We start from the raw sequence: 1,489 nt of genomic DNA, 5'->3' as shown, positions 1-1,489 counted from the left end.
CGCCCGGACGATCTCCTCCGGCGCCCCGGGCCCGGTCACGTCCGTGGCCAGTGGCTCGATCAGCGCCGGGTACGCGGCGGCCGTCGCGGCCAGCGGCTCCGGCCGCCGCCCCACCGCCAGCACCCGCGCCCCCTCGGCGGCGAAGGCCCGCGCCGTCTCCCGCCCGATCCCCGTCCCGGCCCCCGTGACCACCACGACCCGGCTCCGCGTCCCGCTCTCGTCGTTCATGGGCCCACCCTCCGACCCTGCCGCCAGCGTCAGGGTCAAGCGGGAGGGGCGGAGTCGTCGGGGCCGTCCGCCAGGAAACCGCGCACCCACACCCGCCCCACCCGCCACTCGGGCCTGGGCGGGGGAGCCCGGGCCTCCGCTTGCTGAGCCGGGCGCGAACAGCGGGCCCGGGGCCGCGCCGCCCGTGCCCTCCGACTGCTAGGAAGGTCGCAACGTACGGATCACCCACGGGGGGCACAGCCATGAACGACCAACGGCCCGGCACGCTCTACGAGGCCGCCGCCCTGACGGCCGGCGGCCTGCTGCTGCGCCCCTTCGAGGACGCCGACGCGCCGGCCCTGATCGAGGCCTACCGGGACGCGACCCTGCGGCGCTTCACCCGGACCCCGGTCGGCGACGCCGAGGAGGCCGCGCACTGGCTGCGCCTCCAGGAGGAGGGCCGGGCGGCGGGCACCCGGTACAGCTTCGCCGTCCTGGACGGCGCCGAGCTCGTCGCCAACGTCGCTCTCAAGTACCCCACCCCCGGCGGGGAGACGGCCGAGGTGGGGTACTGGACGGCGGCCCCGGCCCGTGGCCGGGGGGTGGCCCCGCGCGCGGTGGAGGCCCTCACCGCCTGGGCCTTCGCCACCTTCGCCGAGGGCGGCCTGCGCCGGATCGACCTGCTGCACCAGGTGGACAACCCCGCCTCCTGCCGGGTCGCGGAGAAGGCCGGCTACCCGTTCGTGGAACTGCTCCCGGCCTTCCCGCCCTTTCCGCTGGACGGCCACCGGCACTCCCGGAAATGGCTGGACGAACCCGAACCGCGCAGATCAGAGTAGGCGGATGGCTTCTCTGGTACGACATGTGACGATCGATTGCGGCGACGCGCACGCCCTGGCCGCCTTCTGGGCGCAGGCGCTGGACGGCACCCTGGGCGAGGACGACAACCCGGGCGACGAGGAGGCGGTGGTCAACTCCGCCGGCGCCTCGCTGCTCTTCATCCGGGTGCCCGAGGGCAAGTCGGCGAAGAACCGGGTCCACCTCGACCTCCAGCCGCAGGACCGCAGCCGGGACGAGGAGGTGGAGCGCCTGGTCGCCCTCGGGGCGACCGTGCTGGCGGACCACCGCCTCCCGGACGGCAAGGGCTGGGTCACCCTCGGGGACCCGGAGGGCAACGAGTTCTGCGTCGAGCGCAGTCAGGCCGAGCGGATCGCCACCGGGAGCGCCTGACCGGTCGGATCAGTCCGGCCACTCGCCCATGGCCGCCCGCCAGGTCCACGAG

3 protein-coding genes are annotated in these 1,489 nt (G+C 75.6%); 2 read left to right on the top strand and 1 reads right to left on the bottom strand.

What is annotated here, in order from left to right; all coding sequences use genetic code 11:
- Positions 1-228, bottom strand: a 228-nt coding sequence (locus ACFU6K_RS38835; protein WP_380671356.1) for an SDR family NAD(P)-dependent oxidoreductase, incomplete at its 3' end; no start/stop codon positions are given.
- Positions 229-470: 242 nt separating this feature from the next.
- On the opposite strand from ACFU6K_RS38835, the gene ACFU6K_RS38830 reads away from it, so the two are divergent.
- The gene (locus tag ACFU6K_RS38830; RefSeq protein WP_380671355.1) at positions 471-1,046 is read left to right on the top strand and encodes a GNAT family N-acetyltransferase; all 576 of its coding nucleotides are present in this window, start codon (positions 471-473) and stop codon (positions 1,044-1,046) included.
- A 4-nt stretch (positions 1,047-1,050) separates the two neighbouring features.
- Positions 1,051-1,437 (top strand): VOC family protein, encoded by a 387-nt coding sequence (locus ACFU6K_RS38825; protein WP_380671353.1) that lies wholly within the window; start codon positions 1,051-1,053, stop codon positions 1,435-1,437.
- The last annotated feature ends 52 nt before the right edge of the window (positions 1,438-1,489 follow it).

The organism is Kitasatospora sp. NPDC057512 (assembly GCF_042802135.1).
In the GTDB taxonomy this organism is placed as follows: domain Bacteria; phylum Actinomycetota; class Actinomycetes; order Streptomycetales; family Streptomycetaceae; genus Kitasatospora.
The sequence above is the reverse complement of the archived record's forward strand: the minus strand, read 5'-3'. Positions and strand labels throughout refer to the sequence as shown.

Bases quoted from the DNA above. Each gene is read 5' to 3' on its own strand.
- ACFU6K_RS38830 (WP_380671355.1), top strand. From the start codon at position 471: ATGAACGACCAACGGCCCGGCACGCTCTACGAGGCCGCCGCCCTGACG.
- ACFU6K_RS38825 (WP_380671353.1), top strand. From the start codon at position 1,051: ATGGCTTCTCTGGTACGACATGTGACGATCGATTGCGGCGACGCGCAC.